We start from the raw sequence: 16828 nt of genomic DNA on the forward strand, positions 1-16828 counted from the left end.
TTAAATGAAATTTGTTGCTAGATTTTAGCAATTAATTTTAATTTGAGTTTAAAATTGCCCGTTAATTGAGCGCTTTCCCCAAAATTCTAAAATATTTCAGTACACTAGCGTTACTTTCTAACCTATGTTTTTCAATCGGATATATTCCTACTTGTGCTTCTACAGTTTGTTTTGTGCCTTGCACTAGGAATGCATTTTTAACGTTTTGATCCTGAATAGCCGCTTCAAACGCCCTTGCAGCCATCTCTTGTGGTTGAGCGAAATAATACAGTTGCATGCTTTTATCTGCTTGTACGCATCGTGTGACATATTCGCTGGGCTCGATTCCATTACTGTCTAAAAATAAGGTTTGAAACCAATTCGAGAGGGTTTGGTTTAAAGGATGTGAATGCATTATGGCATCTTCTAACCAAAGACTAGAGGCAAATGCATGGGGTAGGTTTGTGGAATACATTTTAGCGCTAATGTAATGATCGAAACCATGGAACCACTCATGGGCTAGGGCGCCGCCACCTGCATTTTTAGCTAAGGATAGTTGTCTCTTAGGTGCATGATAATGTGCGCTACTGTGCTTTTGTCCGCCAATCCCAAAAGCCAGTGACAAAGTACCATTGAGGGAAATGACTTGCTCATTGACTTGCAAGATGTCCATTAAGTCACACAGCGCATCGAAAAATAGGTTAGCCGCTAACTGTTGCTCCGATTGGGTTACCCATTTTCCGATTTGAATCGTCTTGAAACCGAAAATTTTACGAATATCTCCAAAACTTACGTCCGCTCCCGCCCGATGCTCTGCACCGTTTCGATAAAAAGGTCGCTGAATTCTAGGGATAATATCCGACATTAGATGGCTAGCTTAGTGGAATTTCAGTCAGCAGTTGTTCACACCATTGACTGATACGTTGTTCGCTTAAGTCGTATTGGTTTTCATCATCTAATGATAATCCAACAAAATGACTTTTATCTGCAGTCAGTCCTTTGGAATGATTAAACTCATATCCTTGATTGGGCCAATAGCCTATAAATTCACACTCAAGCACTGCTAACTCGTCGTGTAACATTCCTAGCGCATCCTGAAACCAGTCGGCATAACCAATTTGGTCTCCTAATCCGAACAAGGCAACGGTTTTTCCTTTTAAGTTCAGGCTTTTAATATCATCCCAAGTCGACTCCCAATCTTCCTGCAATTCACCAAAATCCCATGTGGAAATGCCGAACAACAATATGTCGAATGATTGTGCTTTGCTCAATGCTACGTCTTTTATATTAAATAGTTGAACAACAGGGGCATCGAAAAGTTCGTTGATTTCTGATTGGATTTTTTCTGCGGCCATTTCTGTATAACAGGTGGTAGAACCGAAAAATAAACCAATGTTTAGGGCGTTTTCTGACATTTTTTTCCTCATACTAATTCCGATAAGGGATGCGTTATTTAGAAACGCTCCTAAACGAAATAGGTATTAACGATTACTCAACCATTATTGTCTCTGTATGCGCTATCAATATCCAACGATTTTTTATTTTTATCTGTTAGCAGCCGTTTTAACTACTGCAGAGTCGATGATGTGGCGTCAATCTTTTTTGATAAAAGTGACTTGCTCACCATTTGCTAATAGAACAGAGGCTTCTACTTCGGTGCAATCGTCGTTTACTTTCAATTGGCCTATTCCCGCTCCGTTTAGAAGCGTTCTTATTTGTTGGTTGCTAGGACGGCGATGGCGAATAGTCATGTTGCGACGTTGTGTGAACCAGTTCAACGGTGACTTTGGACCGAATAAAATCTGATTCAGTCTATCAAACCAACTTATTAATTTTTCTGGAAACTCGTTTTTAATACCGCTACTGGTTATCTGAGTGATGTGGGGGCTGTTGCGTCTGAATTTTAGGGTTATATCGTAGACAAAGGAATAATGTACGTCACCAGATAAGATCACAAAATTGGGGGGCGTTTTGTAATGCCGGAAAATATTAAGAATCACACTCGCAGTGCCTTTGTGCGCCATCCAGTTTTCCGCATCAACCATTAATGCTCGACCAAAAAAGGTAAAAATGCGCTGAATGGTCTCAATCAGTTTAACACCGAATATCGGTGCTGCGGAAACCATAATAACCGCGGGTTGATCGATCAACTCTTGTTGTAAGTCGCATAACGCTTCCCAGTCCATCAATCCTGAAGGTTTACTTAAACTTGATTCCGAGCGCCAACGCTGAGTCCGCGTGTCTAACACAACAATTTTCGGGTGAGTGTTCAAGGTATAATGCCATTGGTCCCAGTGCAGCAAAATATCAATAACCTGATCATGTTGTTCGATACCACTATCGCTGAAAAAAGGCAGTAATTTTTCTGTGAGCGGAGAAAGTTTTGTTACATCATTGCCCCAACCTTGGCACAGCCAATATCCAATTAAGGCATTACCAACAATGCGTTTAGCAAACGCATTGTTATAAACCGCTTCCTCCCAACCTCGGGTTAAGTTCCAATCGTCGGTAATGTCATGGTCGTCGAATATCATATACACAGGAATATGCGCCATTGCTCGGCGCACTTTAGGTAACCCCTGTTTAAATTCTTCTACCCAATGCAATTCTTCTGCGTAGGTAGCTTGATATTGAGGGGCGATATTGTCTGCTTCAAGTTTGCTAAAACGCCACATTTCAGGAGACCATATTAGCGCGTACATACCTATTACTTCTGCGAAGCTTATCAAATGGTTATTTGCATTTACCGAAGTAAATATCGGTTTCTTTTTACCCTTGAAAAAGTAAGACATTACGTTTTCAGTTGTATCATTGTCAGGTAACAAAGTAGGGCGTTGGTAATAACAATTTTCATCAGTTGGTAATTGCTTACTACTATCTATTGTCGCCCCTGACAGTTCTTCTTGGAATAAACCTAAATACTCAATAACTTGGTTAATAGCGAATAAAGTCGGGCCTGCCACATCATCAATATAAGCCTGATCGCCAGATAATATGAGTAAATCGGGTGCTGAGGCTTCATCTGCAAATGACTGTTCCAAAGCCTGATCAATAGATAGCATCCCATCCTTACTATTGTGATGAGGTTTACGGCAGGAGCCATGTAAGACGTTATTGATTTGCCTATTAAAAAAGAAACTCGGAGAGCTTTGCTGGTTATACACTATGTCAGGCATCAATTCTTGCAAGGTTTTACGAATGCCTTGGTTATCGGTAAGGGTAATGTCGTAAAAATAGCGGGTCGCTTCCGTTAACGATTCAGAAAGTGCTAAGGTAGTGACGTAAATGAACGCATTTTTGCCTACTCTGACGATATTTGAGTGTTCGTCAATATTCTGGTGATATAAGATATCAGACTCTTTGGTCCAGACTTTAGCATCGAATTCGTATTTGTGACTAACTAGCATCCACAATGTAATACTAGTTTCATCAATTGCACGAAGAATAGGTCCCGCAATAATCGGGGGCAATTCTTTGGGAGGATGTTGAGAAAGTCTTGATTTTACCAAAGCAATATTAAAAATAGTCGAAATTTCTATTCAGTTTGCATTAGTTTTAAGCGAACAAGCAAATAGTTTTCTGATTTACTTGCTATTAATAAATTAACAACTTATAAAACCTGCCGAAGGATGAGGAAAGGAATAATGAAGAAACTGAGTCTAATTTTTTTAGTTGTTGTTGGACTGGCGGGGTGCGCGGAAGAGAAAGAGCAGAAATCACAAAGTATTCCTTTGCAAGGTCAGTGGTTAACTGAATCTACTGGCGATGTGATGCTTGATCCACAAACTTCCGGACTTAAAAGTTGGCGTGGGAAATTACTTTCTGTCTCTGATGGAAGTGCGGATATTTCTCAGCGTAAGCAGCTACATGTTATCGAGCCTAAAAATGCACTGGTTTTAGAAGAATCACTGTTATTTGTTATGTCGGAAGCTGTTCAGCAGAGTTGTTTTGCCGCATATTTAAATGATGCGCCTGATCTAGAGGCACTTGCCGTTGATCCGCGTAATGATAAAGTGTTTGTGGTTGTCACCGAAGATGCGACTCGTGGTGAAAGCATGTCTGAAAGTTGTTTTGAAAAATATCGAAACAGCGGTTCAACTGACTATCCAACATTGTTAGTGCGACTTGAGCTACAAGACGACAATTCATTGTTGATCACGCATGTAAGGCCATTACAGTTTGAAGCATCATTAAACATTGGCAATTTCCCCAATGACGGTATCGAAGCGATGACTTTTGGACCCGATGGCACTCTTTATTTGGGCTTGGAGAAGGACAAACAAGTAAACGCTCGAATCTTCTCAGTCAAAGTCGAAGATTCTTTTTGGGCATCTGATGACTTTGTTCAAGTAACTGATTTGGAGCTCAGATTACCAAAGTTTGAATCCGGTAATCATCCGATTAATGCCATGGACTATTTGCCTAGAACTAATCACCCTGGCTATTTAGTTGCTGCCGCTAGAAATGATAACAATATTTGGTTGGTTGATTTAAAAAAACAACACGAAACCAAAATTATCCCAGTTCACTATTACGCACCTACTAATTCTAATGATCCTAATTGTGGTCAATGGGAGTTAATGAATAACGCTTCTTTAGAGGGGTTGGCTGTAGTGGGAGATAAAATTTGGATGATCAACGACCCGTGGAAAAAATATTACAAAGAAAACGTTGTTTGTGAAACGAATCGAACTAAATACGAACAAATGGCGCCGCTGTTATTTTCTATGCCTATCGATCCTAATTGGTTTAACTAAATAAGAACCAGCGTAACCGACGAGTTAAATACTTATCGGTTATGCTGTTTGTTATTCGAATATCCTGATAGTTAAAACGTTGTCATTTCAATCGACTGGCAAAGTTCTTTTTAAATTTCGCTAATTTAGGGGCCACGACCATATTGCAATACTGGTTCTGTGGGTTGTTAGTGAAATAATCCTGATGATAATCTTCGGCTTGGTAATAATTGTTGATTTCCGTGACTTCGGTAACGACAGGGTCTGGCCAGATCTTTTGCTCTTCAATTTCCGCGATAATCTCTTCGGCTAATTTCTTCTGTTCATCATTATGATAAAAAATAGCACTTCTATATTGGCTGCCTACATCATTGCCTTGTCTATTTAATTGGGTGGGGTTGTGCAAAGAAAAGAATATTTCCAATACATCTCGAAACGAAATTTTATCCGCATCAAAATTGACTCTCACCACTTCAGCATGGCCCGTTGAGCCACTGCAAACTTGCTCATAAGTTGGATTATCAATGTGACCTGCAGCATAACCTGAATAAGCTGATTGGATGCCATCAACAGAGTTGAATGCTGATTCAATACACCAGAAACAGCCGCCTGCTAGGGTTGCTTGTTGAATATTTGCCATTTTTTCCTCAGAAAATAAGTTTTCGTGAATTGTTGCACTTAACATGGTAACGAATTTAGTTTAGTTCAAGGCATCCACAACAGATAGTTTTGCGTACTAAGATTATCATTGCCCGCTTAACCCTCTCTTATTTTGCTTAGTGATGTGCATGGGAATAATTGAGTTAGCGGAAAGGGGCAAGCTATTGCGCTCTAAATACAGAGGTAAAATTCAGTTATGCAAAAAACAAATGCGCTAATTATTGGCAGTTCATCAGGTATTGGTGCCGAGCTTGTTCGTCGATTGTGTCATAACAGTCACTTTGATGTTGTCCATGCTGTATCTAGAAGACCCGATAAAATCGAACATCCAAAACTCTGCACTCATCAACTAGACAGTGTAGATGAAGTGCAAGTAGAGAACCTTTGTAAAGAGTTGCAAGCATACGGTCAATTTAGCCTGGTTATTTGTTGTATCGGCGTTCTTCATGCCGACGACATAACAGGGGCGGTGAGGCCAGAAAAAAGGCTAGAGGATGTTACAGCTAGACAATTGGAATACTACTTTAAAGTAAATACTCTGGCGCCTATGATGTGGTTAAAACACCTGCCTATGCTTTTTTCTAAATCGGTTCATTCTCAAGTGGTTTTTCTATCGGCCCGAGTAGCCAGTATAGAAGATAATAAACTGGGAGGTTGGTACGGTTACCGAGCCAGTAAAGCCGCGTTAAACATGCTCGTGAAAACTAGTCAGGTGGAATACAAACGTCGATTTAAAAACGTAGAACTTATCTGTTATCACCCAGGTACAGTAGATACGGGGTTGTCTAAACCTTTTCAATCCAATGTGCCAAAGGAAAAGTTATTTAGTGTGGATTTTACTGTGCAAAGACTACTATCACACCTGCAAACATTAGACTTCAACCAAGCTCCGCATTTTATTGATTGGGATAATCAACCGATTCCATGGTGAAATGTGGGTGTTTTATCAATATTACGCTGCATATCTGCTGTGTTTTAATTTTTGGCAAACCTATATTTTTAAGTAAAAGACATTTTAAAATTAGCCTGTTAACATCGTCATTCTAACCTAAAAACAATAAGGGTGATTAAACTGCGCTGTAGTCTACAGTAAGGGGTAATCAACCAACAAAAAAGGAAAATATTATGGCAGCAGATCGCGAACAGTTTGGTTCTCGTCTCGGGTTTGTTTTGGCTGCGGCAGGGTCCGCTGTGGGTATTGGCAACATGGTGGGATTTCCAGTTGCTGCCACCAAAAATGGTGGCGGAGCATTCTTGCTCATTTATGCCGTTTTTGTGATGTTAATTTGTTTACCCGTGATGTTGGCAGAGATGTCTATTGGACGGCGAAGTCGAATGGATCCCCTCAATGCTTATGTCAAACTTAGCCAAAATCAGTTGCATTGGCGGATAGCGGGATGGTTGTCAATTATTACGCCTTTTATGATCGCGGTATTTTATCTGGTCATTACCGTGTGGATCTTTGGTTACCTGTTTCAAATCGCGATGGGTAATTTAGATAAATTAGCCGATCCTTCAACATTTACTGATTTCGTAAAGTCTTCGCAGTTATTTATTTACATGGTTGGTGTGTTAGCTGTGGTGTACTTAATTTTGCAAGGAGGGGTAAAACAGGGGATCGAAAAAGCCGCAAAAGTGATGATGCCCGCCTTGTTTGTCATGCTAATCGGTCTGGTTATTTTTGTACTTACCCTAGACAATGCCTTTGCTGGGGTGGAATATTATTTGGTCCCCGATTTCAGTAAAATTGATGCATCTGTGGTCAGCGCCGCATTATCTCAAGCGTTCTTTTCCTTATCTTTGGGGATGGGGATTATGATCACCTATGGTTCGTATTTAGATAGCAAAAGTGATGTACCAGGTTCGGCCAAATTCGTTGCTTTAGCGGATACAGGGGTGGCCTTCATTGCAGGGCTTTTAATTCTTCCAGCGGTATTTTCGTTTAACCCTAATACCAATACAGCAGAGTTGAGTGACTCCTCTGTAGGAATGATTTTTACCTTTTTGCCTAAGATATTTTTAGCTTTACAGGCCTCCATTGGCTACGTTGGAGCAAGTGTTGTCGCCGGTTTGTTCTTCTTACTGGTATTCTTTGCCGCCATAACCTCTTTGGTTTCAATTTTCGAAGTGCCAGTGGCATCCTTTATGGAATCGAAAAAAGTGGGCCGGAAAAAAGCGTTGGGCGTAATGGGGCTGTTATTGGTTGTGACCTCTGGGGTGACGACTCTGTCATTTGGTATTTGGGATCCCGTCACCTCATTGACGAGTTACGCAGGACAGAATAAATCCTTGTTCGACATTATTGTTGATGTTTTTTATGACACAATTTTGCCGTTAAATGGATTGCTAATCTGTCTATTCGTGATTTATCGTTGGAAAAAAGAGAATTTTAATGCAGAGTTAGACCAAGGAGCTCCTAGTTACAAAGGCAGTTTCTTTGAAAAATACGTCGACTTTTCGGTGGGAACCTTTATCCCGCTAATCCTATTTTTAGTCTTTATTAATACTGTCGCACTGAAGTATTTCGGAAAAGCGCTGATTGGATAGTTAGGTAACTAACTTCAAATTAAAGCCGGTCAACAGACCGGCTTTTTTACATCTGATAAATATGAATTTGAGGTTTTAGGTTGGCGCTAAAGCATATCGTATGGACTAGGGTAGGCTAAGGTTAGCTCAAGTGCGTTAATGGTGAGGTCACAATTGATGCGTTTGCCTGAGGGCGCAGAGGTGACAGGGGTAAATTCAGGAGGCGGCAAGCCTAAAGACGTTGCGGCATCAGTATAATATTGCTGTCGGGTTGGGTGCTCAACACTACTTAAGTGATAAGTCTGGCCAAACTTATTGTTTGTAATTATCTTTTGAATGGCGCTAATCACGTCTTCCCGGTGTACAAGGTTGATAGCTTGCTGACCATTTTCAATATTTTTCCTGCCACTTAAACTACGTACAGGATGTCTATCTTGTGAGACCAAACCTGCTAATCGAAGAATACAGGCGTTTTGCTGGAATAGATCGCGAATCCAATTTTCAATCTCGACATGAGCTTTGCCACTGTTGGTGTGTGGAGCTACTGGTGAATATTCGTAAATTATTCCATCGCGATTACCATAGACCGCAGTAGTTGAAATGAAAATAACCTTTTGCACACCTTTTTGTTTGGCCGCAGTGACTAATGCTTGCATTTGATTATTGTATTCAGTCAACGTTGGTGATTTGCGACCTGGCGGTATATTCAGGATAAGAGTTTGCACATCAAACAAGTTGCCTAGTTCAGGGCTGTTTAAGTTATCGCCCAGAGCATATTGGAACGCTGATACACCCATATCCTGTAACTTTTTGACGTCAGAGGCAGAACGTTTTGTGGCCACAATTGAGTGGCCACTTTGAGTTAATGCTTGGGCAAGTGGTAAACCTAACCAACCCGCCCCAATAATTGCTATTTTCACGATATTTATTTTGCCTTTTACATTTTATAATCTGACTTTACGGTAATCAGATTTAATCCTGACAACTCTTGCATTGAGTTTTGAAGTTTATTTTCAGCATAATCAATGCTTGCTAAACGCATGCAAAAAGCATCGGCTTTTTGTTCTAACTTTTCTGCTCTGGCTTCAATCTTTTGTTCGATATTTTGGCCAAAGTTATCCATACGTTCATCGAAAGCATCTGTATCACCATCACCAAATATAAGTTCGGTTCCAAGGGCAATCATTAAATGGCCAATGGATGCGGTAACCACTTCTTCCACTGTTTCTTCAAAATCTTGTTGCCACTGCGCACCTAAAAAATCGCCATCTGAAAAGTTAGCAGAATCTATATGAATGCTGCCATCATCAGCGTAAAAGTTGAATTCAATTTTTTCCTTAATTTGATCTAATTTTTCTTGGATCTTATCCACTGCGTTGCTGTCCGTTCCCAGCAAATTACCCAAAACTTCAGACACTGCAACATTGGCTATTGCTACACCATCTAGGGCAAGTTCAGCCGCTACTGGGACTGCATCGTAGATACCATTGTAGTATTCAGATACCCACCTTTCTTGGTCCCTGTTTACATCCATGCGCTGGCCGTTTACAAATAACGCTTCGCCAGCATCAATTTTAATTACATCATTGGCTTCAGTCGTTATGGTCAATACGTTGTTTATTAAGGAAACTTGACCATCCATGCTAACGTCACACTCATTTGCGGCCGCGGTGCCAGAGAGCAACAATATACTTGCGGCGATCACTGATTGTTTCATAATTTTTTCCTCTACATAAATTAACTAATTAGCACAATGACCGCTAGCGACCACTGACTGTGTTGATTGAATTTATTAATAAGGTAGCAACACTCTGGCCAGTTTTAATTAGTTCAGTATAATCAATTAGTTAACTTATTTTAGAATTGTGAAGTTGGTAATATGACCTACGATGAATAGGAAGAAATACTAAAAGTTAGTCAATTTAACTATATTCTTTTGGCTATTATATATTGAAGAAAATTTTAACTGTTTGATATAGATCACTCCCCCAATTAGACGTTTTGGTGCATAATGTACGGAGTTTAACGTTAATTAACTTGGAGATAGCATGGTTGATGCCATTTTATTTGGAATAACAGTTCTTGTGTTTGTTTTGGGCGCAACCTGTTTGATTATGGGTTTTCTACCTTCACCTGCTGGTGGAATGCGTGAGAAAGTTGAGTATGGATTCTTCGGTGTGACGGGATTGGTTGCGACTTTGTTGTTGTCCGTAGCCCTAGCCTGGAGCTAAATCTAAGCTTTTTAATCAATGATATTAACGCTGACTAAAGTTTTCCTCTAAATGGATGCAAACAGTCAGCGTTATTGTTTGCAAGACTAGGGCGCAATCCCTGTATTGATTATTTGTCGCTAACTCTTTGATAAGCTCTCAGATTAAAAATAGGTAACATAGCTAAACAGTGATCAAAAATATCTGCCTGCACCCCTTCATAATTTACCCAATTTTTATCTGCACAAAAGCAATATATTTCCAAAGGTAGTCCGGTTTCAGTTGGTGGCAATTGACGAACCATCATGGTCATATCTTTATTGAGTTGCATATGATGATGCAAATACGCATTAACGTAGGCTCTGTAAGTACCTATGTTGGTTAAACGGCGACTGTTTAATAAATCTTGCTCGTCAATATGTTGTTGGTCGTGATAATCGCGCAGCAACTGGATTTTAGATTCAATATAGTCACTGATATATCGGATTTTTTTGTACTCGCTAAGCGTTTCAGCATCACAGAACTTAATACTACTGATATCTATTTTAATCGCGCGTTTTATTCGCCTCCCGCCCGACTCAGACATGCCGCGCCAGTTTTTCACCGAATCACTGATTAACGTATAAGTGGGTATTGTTGAGATGGTTTTGTCCCAGTTCTGTACTTTAACTGTGGTTAATCCAACTTCTAATACTTCACCGTCAGCACCGTATTTTTGCAGTTCAATCCAGTCGCCCGTATTCACCATTCGGTTCGCTGCAATTTGAATTCCCGCCACAAAACCGAGAATAGTGTCTCTGAATAACAATAATAATATGGCTGTAACAGCACCAAGACCTGAAAGTAACAGTAGGGGAGATTTATTGAGTAAATTAGAAATAATAAGCAGTACAGCAAGGATCACGACGACCAGTTTAGCCACTTGAATAAAGCCGGTTATCGGCGCTCGTTTGGCCAAATCTGACGCGTTATACACGTCTTCAATTGTGTTAAATAGCGCACTACTAGACCATACAACTGAGACAGCTATATAAATCAACATGGTTTTTTGAATAAACGCGTAAAGAATATTAGATACGTCAAGCAAAACAGGGGTTAATAAAAATATAACCAAAGCAGGAACTATGTGGCCTATACGCTGGAAAAACCCATGTTTATGGAGCTCATCATCCCAATTATTTCGGCTTAATGAAACGATTCTCGAAATACGCCCGCGCATCAACAAACGGGTTAACATGAAAGCGATTGTGGCCAGACCTAAAGAAAGTAAAATAGCGGAGGTTTGATACAGCCAACTATGCTCAGTGATGCCTACATCAATTGTACTTAAATTCGTCAGCAACCATTCTTTGACTTTTTCTTGTTGAAGCATTATTTCGAGCTACCTAATTGTGATATGAATTTATCTTTACTGGCCCACAAATCATTTAGCCAAATCTGGAACCGTCCTTTAAACTCCGCATCGTTGAAATAGTCTCCAATAACATCATCCGCCACGGGGAGTACATCAATGTGCACAACTATGCGGGTAAGATTGCCGCACAGCATATCCATCATTGGATGTTGGTTGTTTTCAGGATACAAAATGGTGACATTCAAGATATTAGTAAATTGGTCGCCCATAGCCGCTAATGTAAAAGCTACACCTCCGGCTTTAGGGGGAAGTAAATGTTGGTACTGGCTGGATTTAGCCCGCTGCTTTTCTGGTGTGAATCTTGATCCTTCAACAAAGTTGATTACCGTAGTTGGTGTGCTTTGAAACTTCTTACAGTATCTACGGGTGGTTTCAATGTCTTTGCCTTTTAAGTGGGGATTCTTCTCCACGAACTCTCTGCTATAGCGCTGCATAAAAGGCATGCCAAGGGCCCAGGCTCCTAAACCAACAAAGGGCAACCATATGAGTTCTTTCTTGAGGAAAAATTTGGGGGCGGGGATCCGCGATGCGGCAAACTCAATCAATAAAATGATATCTAAATAGCTTAAGTGATTTGGCATCATCAAATACCAGCTGTCTTTGCTCAACTCCCCTTCTACAGAACAGTCCCATTGGACGTTGTTGGTCAGTCGTATGAGTTTGACACTAACCACCCCAAACGCAAACATCATAAAATGCATCATTGGACTGAGCAGTGATGCTACCCATTTAAATGGGAGTATAAACTTAATTACCCCCAAAATAATAATCAACGCTGCCCAAAAACCAAGATTAAGTATTTGTAATGCAAAATGGATTGGGAACATCAAAAAAGCAGGGATAAAACTCAACATAACACTCTATTTACTCGAAGACATAGTCGTGAGAGTGTGATCTTTTTCAGACCACAATTGATTTAACCAACGTTGGAATCGAGCGCGTTGTTCGGGGTTGTCAAAATAATCCATGCCAAAGGCATCGCTATTAAGAATGTCTTCGACGGACAAAATTCTCACTTTTACTTGTATTTTTTTGACCCTACCACACACAAAGTCCCAAAAAGACGGTATACCTTCTGGATAATATATTGTTACGTCCAAAAACTTGTGCAATTGATTGCCCATGGCACTAAGCACAAACGCCATCCCGCCAGCTTTAGGTTTTAAAAGGTGTTTATAGGGACCGTTGATTCGCTTCAACTTTTCCTCTGTTAACCGTGTGCCTTCTACGAAGTTCATAATACTGACTGGTTTAGTGCTGAACTTTTCACATGCTTTGCGGGTACTTTCCATATCTTTACCCTTCAAATGCGGGTTCTTGGCTAGAAAAGACTTCGAATGACGACTCATAAAAGGAAAATCTAACGCCCACCAAGCGATACCTAAAAATGGTACCCAGATTAATTCCTTTTTTAGAAAGAATTTAAGAAAGGGAATTTTGCGATTAAAAATACGTTGTAAAACAAGAATGTCGACCCATGACTGATGATTAGACGTCACTAAATACCAGTCATTAAGTGTAAGTGTTTCAACGCCTTCTACATCCCACTGGGTATTGGAAGTGATTCGTTGATTTAAGTTATTCACGCCAATCCAAGCAGTTGCACAACCATCTAACGGATAACTAACCAACTTTTGCCAAGATTTAATTGGGATCAACTTTAAAAATGAAAGGATCACAATGGGGATGACCCAAAAGACAGTATTAAAAAAATAAATAATGACAGATATGGTACCAATAAAATGACCAACAATATTGCGGATAGACACGCTAGAATAGACCCCATTTCTCAGAATTAATGGGCGATATTGTAAACTAAATTGTGGGCTTTGTTGCAAACAATTATTGTGATTCGGTAGACGATTACAAAATTTGATCCAGCCAACTTCTATTTCGTGAAAAGTGATTCCCCAAAAAAGCCATTTGGTCAGCCAAAATACGTCGATTCATCAGGTAAAATCGCTCATACAAATTGGGTGTGAAGGGCACTGCAATTAACGACATTTGAGCTTCTTCAGGAGTACGCGCTGCCTTGTGGCAGTTACAGCGTGTGCAGGAAGTTGCTGAGTTGGTCCACACATCTTTTCCGCCGCGAGAGCGAGGGATAATATGATCGCGAGTGAGTTGGGATGATTTAAATTTTTGTCCGCAATACATGCAAAGAAAGTTGTCTCGACGGAATAGATAACGATTACACAGGGAAATTTTGCCGTCCAAGTTCGTCACTTTTCCTTCGCAACCAATAATTGAAGAAAGCTGAAGTCGACTCTGAATTCCTTGATTATTCCAGCCACCAAGCATGACTTTTTTGCTTTCACCCAGCTCGAATAAAACCCGATCTTGGGCATAATACTTGGCCGCTTCTTCAGGTGTTATCCACGCTTGCGGCATACCAGATTTGTTCAATCGCAATACCAACATAAATTTCCCCAACTCGCTGTAGTTGTTTCAAGCTCCCTGAAAAATGGTCGATTGATGATTACTTGTATTGTCTACAAACCACTTTGTCAGGAATTTGAGCCTGTAATTATAATTATGGTTCCAAATCGGTATAAATAATATACAGCTACTGTGACAGATTTAGTGCAAAAAATCTAACAATACAATTTTCTTTCGATTCAAATATTTATTTGCGTTTAAACATAATCTTTTTGTGAAGCTAGTGCATAATAATGACTTGCAGTTGAATCTATAAAAGGATGCTATTTATTCAATCTTATATTCCAGGACAAAATGATCTGTGGTTCTTGCCGTTAGGTGGTACAGGCGAAATCGGTATGAACATGAATCTTTTTGGACATAACAATCAGTGGTTAATGGTAGATTGTGGTCTCACTTTCGATGAACCATTAACCTATAAAGAAGGATTTGCAGTTGGACCAAAACATGATGTGGTCTGTGCCGATCCCTCATTTATAACTCGTCAAAAAGAAAATTTGGTTGGCATAGTTATCACTCACGCCCATGAGGATCATATTGGTGCCTTACCGCATCTTTGGCAACGCTTTAAGTGTCCCGTTTATACAACCCCTTACACCGCTGAAATACTTCGTCGGAAATTGCGAAATAGCGCTAATCAAAATATGCCAATTATTGAAGTGGTGTCTGAGCAAGTTGTTGATATTGGCGTTTTCAATGTGCAATGGATGCCAATTACACACTCTATTCCAGAACCCCATGCGTTAATTATACGGACTGAAGCGGGGAATATTTTCCATACTGCGGATTGGAAAATTGATAGTCATCCGGTTACCGGTAAAGCTTTTAATGAACAACCGTTTAAGTCACTGAGAAAGCAGAATATTTTAGCCATGATTTGTGATTCAACCAATGCCACAAAAAGTGGATATTCTATATCCGAAGGGGCTTGTTATCGAGGATTGAAGCAGCTAGTGGATGAAGCACTTGGCCGTGTAGTCGTGGGCTGTTTCAGTAGTAATATTGCGCGATTGATTACCCTAGCGAAAATCGCCAAACAAACAGGACGATATCTAGCGTTGCTTGGTCGCTCATTGCAAAATACCGTAGGGGCCGCCAAGGCAACAGGGCATTGGCCTGAAGATTTAAGCATAATTGACTCTTATCACAGTGGCTACTTGCCGGCTAACGAAGTATTGGCTGTCGCTACAGGTAGTCAAGGTGAACCAAGGGCTGCCATGTCTAAACTGGCGCAAGATCATTACCGTGACTTGTCACTTGATGAGGGGGACTTGGTCATATTCAGTTCTATTGTCATTCCTGGAAATGAAAAAGCCGTTGAGAATCTGATCAAGGCGTTCAAAGCGCGTAACATAAACACTGTTTTGTCTGAAGACTGTGAGTTTGCTATTCATGCTTCGGGTCACCCTTGTGAAGAAGAGTTGAAATTAATGTATAACTGGGTGCGTCCACAAGTTGCAGTGCCGACTCACGGTGAACAAATGCATATGCAAAGAAACGCTTATTTAGCTAAGCAGTCAAATGTTTTACGCACGTTAACCGGCAATAATGGGGATATATTTTTGCTGGCTCCACAATTAGGAGTAAAGCGCCAAGCGGTAAAAACAGGGCGTATTGCGCTGGATAACAATTAAATACAACATGCTTCGAATTCTATGGGTTTATCTTTAGTGTTTGCCATGCATGATTGCTATAAATGTAGCGATTTCGCTTATGTGGGGTGAGTTTGAGCTGAAGATGATCAACTTCGGAGACCGAAAATAATAGCAAGGCAAAGTTTACACTTACTTCGTCTTGGTTAACGTTATCACTTACTTGAGCTTGGTGGATGTCATCAAGACCTAAAATTTCGCCGGGGGTTTCCCAAGAATACGACTGTTGCGCGCTAGAAGACAGGTTTTGCCAATGTTGTAAACGCAGCGACTGATGTTGCTCATTTTGGAAATCTATAATCTGGATATTGCAGGTTAAGCGGTACTGCTCTCTGGATTGACTAAAATACCAACATATTTGAGCTTGGTTATGGGTCTGAATTTGATTGATTTTATTGCTTCGTATATCGGTGTGGATAAGTAAAGACGTAGTAGTATTCAAAAAACCACGAAAAACGACGGTTCTGACTTCTGGCTGGTTTTGATTATTAGTAGTCGCTAGTTGGATATATTTTGATTCAGGTCTAGTTTGGCTATCAACTATTGAAGTCTGTAGTTTTTTTAACCACATTATCGAGTCCATATTTTCATTCATTTTTTCAATCAACTTCCGTACTTTGGCCTACCAGCATTTGCCTAAATATATTCTGGTTAATGTCCTAGACTAACATGTTGTTTGCTTAAGATTGGCAATAACATCCTTCGCCATCAGTGACCACTGTGGCACCTAGATGATTATTTGCGACTATGGTTTTAGCTATTGGTTCTATTAAACTTGTCCGAGAGCTACACAGATAACCAGTGGAATAGGGGCCTAAATATCCTAAATTACCTGACTCATCAAAAATAACCACTGCTGGGTAGGATGGAATTAGTTTTTTCAGGTTGGCGTTATTTTTAGGATCAATTGTTTGCACCTTGTAGCCATTTTCAGCAAAGGTAATATTGAGTTTACGAATATGGGTTTGTGACAGTTTATTGCAACTGCAAGATCCCCCTTGAATATGAAAGACCGTATTGTTTATCGGTTGTAAGGCGCCGGAAAAAACGGATTTAACTTTGTCATCAAAGTCTTGTGACATTGAGGCTAGCAGCAATGATTGCTGGGGGTCGAAACTCGTCACCTTATTTTGAGCAAAGTAAAATAATGCGAACAGACTTGCACCTGCCCACATAATCACAGCTAAGATCCCTTTAATTGTCATCGGTTAG

At 40.2% G+C, this 16828-nt stretch carries 17 protein-coding genes; 5 read left to right on the plus strand and 12 right to left on the minus strand.

Features of this window, described 5'->3' with window-relative positions; all coding sequences use genetic code 11:
- Nucleotides 1–61: 61 nt before the first annotated feature.
- The 3 genes from Q4567_RS02170 to Q4567_RS02180 form a co-directional block, all read right to left on the minus strand.
- Nucleotides 62–844, minus strand: coding sequence for a CLCA_X family protein (locus Q4567_RS02170; RefSeq protein WP_303499186.1), 783 nt, complete (start codon nt 842–844; stop codon nt 62–64).
- Nucleotides 845–851: 7 nt separating this feature from the next.
- Complete coding sequence (gene fldB / locus Q4567_RS02175) at nt 852–1394, minus strand: flavodoxin FldB (RefSeq protein ID WP_216048932.1); 543 nt, start codon at nt 1392–1394, stop codon at nt 852–854.
- Between the two features lie 177 nt (nt 1395–1571).
- Complete coding sequence (locus Q4567_RS02180; RefSeq protein WP_354667877.1) at nt 1572–3488, minus strand: alkaline phosphatase D family protein; 1917 nt, start codon at nt 3486–3488, stop codon at nt 1572–1574.
- Between the two features lie 135 nt (nt 3489–3623).
- Here Q4567_RS02180 and Q4567_RS02185 point away from each other — a divergent pair, with 135 nt between their 5' ends.
- On the plus strand, nt 3624–4736 hold the full coding sequence (locus Q4567_RS02185; protein WP_252729249.1) for a hypothetical protein: 1113 nt from the start codon (nt 3624–3626) through the stop codon (nt 4734–4736).
- A gap of 82 nt (nt 4737–4818) precedes the next feature.
- On the opposite strand, the gene msrA is transcribed toward Q4567_RS02185, so the two are convergent.
- Nucleotides 4819–5355 carry a peptide-methionine (S)-S-oxide reductase MsrA gene (msrA, locus tag Q4567_RS02190; protein WP_216048930.1) on the minus strand — a complete coding sequence of 179 codons (537 nt, stop codon included), beginning with the start codon at nt 5353–5355 and terminating at the stop codon, nt 4819–4821.
- A 216-nt stretch (nt 5356–5571) separates the two neighbouring features.
- On the opposite strand from msrA, the gene Q4567_RS02195 reads away from it, so the two are divergent.
- Both Q4567_RS02195 and Q4567_RS02200 read left to right on the plus strand, forming a co-directional pair.
- Nucleotides 5572–6306 (plus strand): SDR family NAD(P)-dependent oxidoreductase, encoded by a 735-nt coding sequence (locus Q4567_RS02195; protein ID WP_303499188.1) that lies wholly within the window; start codon nt 5572–5574, stop codon nt 6304–6306.
- Between the two features lie 194 nt (nt 6307–6500).
- Complete coding sequence (locus tag Q4567_RS02200; RefSeq protein WP_216048928.1) at nt 6501–7922, plus strand: sodium-dependent transporter; 1422 nt, start codon at nt 6501–6503, stop codon at nt 7920–7922.
- An 86-nt stretch (nt 7923–8008) separates the two neighbouring features.
- On the opposite strand, the gene Q4567_RS02205 is transcribed toward Q4567_RS02200, so the two are convergent.
- Nucleotides 8009–8821, minus strand: coding sequence for an SDR family oxidoreductase (locus tag Q4567_RS02205; RefSeq protein ID WP_303499190.1), 813 nt, complete (start codon nt 8819–8821; stop codon nt 8009–8011).
- A 17-nt stretch (nt 8822–8838) separates the two neighbouring features.
- Complete coding sequence (locus Q4567_RS02210; protein ID WP_216048926.1) at nt 8839–9618, minus strand: DUF2884 family protein; 780 nt, start codon at nt 9616–9618, stop codon at nt 8839–8841.
- Between the two features lie 331 nt (nt 9619–9949).
- Here Q4567_RS02210 and Q4567_RS02215 point away from each other — a divergent pair, with 331 nt between their 5' ends.
- On the plus strand, nt 9950–10132 hold the full coding sequence (locus Q4567_RS02215; protein ID WP_216048925.1) for a hypothetical protein: 183 nt from the start codon (nt 9950–9952) through the stop codon (nt 10130–10132).
- A gap of 109 nt (nt 10133–10241) precedes the next feature.
- On the opposite strand, the gene Q4567_RS02220 is transcribed toward Q4567_RS02215, so the two are convergent.
- The 4 genes from Q4567_RS02220 to Q4567_RS02235 form a co-directional block, all read right to left on the minus strand.
- Nucleotides 10242–11483: a mechanosensitive ion channel family protein gene (locus Q4567_RS02220; RefSeq protein WP_216048924.1), complete on the minus strand. Its 1242-nt coding sequence runs from the start codon at nt 11481–11483 to the stop codon at nt 10242–10244.
- Complete coding sequence (locus Q4567_RS02225) at nt 11483–12379, minus strand: acyltransferase (protein WP_216048923.1); 897 nt, start codon at nt 12377–12379, stop codon at nt 11483–11485. Before Q4567_RS02225 ends, Q4567_RS02220 begins: the two co-directional genes overlap by 1 nt.
- Nucleotides 12380–12385: 6 nt before the next feature.
- A complete protein-coding gene (locus Q4567_RS02230) occupies nt 12386–13288 on the minus strand; it encodes an acyltransferase (protein ID WP_216049200.1) in 903 nt (300 codons plus the stop codon).
- 100 nt (nt 13289–13388) lie between these two features.
- Complete coding sequence (locus Q4567_RS02235; RefSeq protein WP_216048922.1) at nt 13389–13946, minus strand: HNH endonuclease; 558 nt, start codon at nt 13944–13946, stop codon at nt 13389–13391.
- Nucleotides 13947–14302: 356 nt separating this feature from the next.
- On the opposite strand from Q4567_RS02235, the gene Q4567_RS02240 reads away from it, so the two are divergent.
- A complete protein-coding gene (locus Q4567_RS02240) occupies nt 14303–15598 on the plus strand; it encodes a ribonuclease J (protein WP_303499421.1) in 1296 nt (431 codons plus the stop codon).
- A 19-nt stretch (nt 15599–15617) separates the two neighbouring features.
- Here the strand turns inward: Q4567_RS02240 and Q4567_RS02245 are convergent, their stop codons facing one another.
- Together Q4567_RS02245 and Q4567_RS02250 are read right to left on the minus strand one after the other, a co-directional pair.
- Nucleotides 15618–16187 carry a pyridoxamine 5'-phosphate oxidase family protein gene (locus Q4567_RS02245; RefSeq protein ID WP_303499193.1) on the minus strand — a complete coding sequence of 190 codons (570 nt, stop codon included), beginning with the start codon at nt 16185–16187 and terminating at the stop codon, nt 15618–15620.
- Nucleotides 16188–16296: 109 nt separating this feature from the next.
- Entirely contained in the window at nt 16297–16821 is a 525-nt protein-coding gene (locus tag Q4567_RS02250; RefSeq protein ID WP_216048920.1) for a DUF6436 domain-containing protein, read from the minus strand.
- Nucleotides 16822–16828 lie beyond the last annotated feature (7 nt).

Source organism: Aliiglaciecola sp. 2_MG-2023, assembly GCF_030548145.1.
GTDB lineage: Bacteria > Pseudomonadota > Gammaproteobacteria > Enterobacterales > Alteromonadaceae > Aliiglaciecola > Aliiglaciecola lipolytica_A.